Raw genomic sequence first — 985 nt, forward strand, 5'->3', positions numbered from 1 at the left:
CTCGTCGGCGAGCGCACGCGGTTCGCCTGGATCCTGACCGGCCTGATGCTGGTGGTCTATTTCGGCTTCATCGGCCTGATCGCCTTCGACAAGTCGCTGCTCGCCGTGAAGGTCGGCGGTACCGCATCCCTCGGGCTGTTCGCGGGCGTGTTCGTGATCCTGTTCGCCTTCGCGCTCACGGGCGTCTACGTGGCGCGGGCCAACACCCGGTTCGACGCGCTGAGCGACGCCCTGAAGCGGAGCGTCGCCCGATGAACCGCCTCTTCCTCGGCCTGACGCTCGCCGTGATCGCGGCGAGCGCCGCCTACGCCGCCGGCCCGGATCTCGGTGCCGTGGCGCAATCGGCCACGAACTGGCCGGCCATCCTGATGTTCCTGTTCTTCGTGCTGCTGACGCTCGGCATCACCTACAAGGCGGCCAAGGGCACCAAATCGGCCGCCGACTTCTACGCGGCCGGCGGCGGCATCTCGGCCCGCACGAACTCGCTGGCGATCGCCGGCGACTACATGTCGGCGGCCTCGTTCCTCGGCATCTCGGGCCTCGTCTACACCTCGGGCTTCGACGGGCTGATCTACTCCACGGGCTTCCTGGTCGGCTGGCCGATCGTGCTGTTCCTAGTCGCCGAGCGCCTGCGCAACCTCGGCAAGTTCACCTTCGCCGATGTGGCGAGCTTCCGCCTCGACCAGACCGCGATCCGCATCATCTCGGCGGTGGGCACGCTGGTGGTGGTGGCCTTCTACCTGATCGCCCAGATGGTCGGCGCGGGTAAGCTGATCCAGCTCCTGTTCGGACTGCCCTACCTCTACGCGGTGATCATCGTCGGCGTCCTCATGATCGTCTACGTCGCCTTCGGCGGCATGAAGGCGACCACCTGGGTGCAGGTGATCAAGGCCTGCCTGCTGCTCGGCGGCGCGACCTTCATGGCTGTTGCGGTGCTGTTCAAGTACGGGTTCAACCCGGAGGCGCTGTTCGCCAGCGCCGTGCA

At 67.0% G+C, this 985-nt stretch carries 2 protein-coding genes; both read left to right on the forward strand.

Annotated features, from left to right (window positions below; all coding sequences use genetic code 11):
* The coding region (locus LGR69_RS31720) for a DUF485 domain-containing protein (protein ID WP_230368583.1) at positions 1 to 255 on the forward strand (255 nt) is incomplete at its 5' end.
* Positions 252 to 985: sodium:solute symporter family transporter (locus LGR69_RS31725; RefSeq protein WP_412768921.1), on the forward strand; the 734-nt coding region annotated here is incomplete at its 3' end. The genes LGR69_RS31720 and LGR69_RS31725, both read left to right, overlap by 4 nt.

The sequence above is a fragment of the Methylobacterium brachiatum genome (assembly GCF_020523825.1).
In the GTDB taxonomy this organism is placed as follows: Bacteria; Pseudomonadota; Alphaproteobacteria; order Rhizobiales; family Beijerinckiaceae; genus Methylobacterium; species Methylobacterium brachiatum.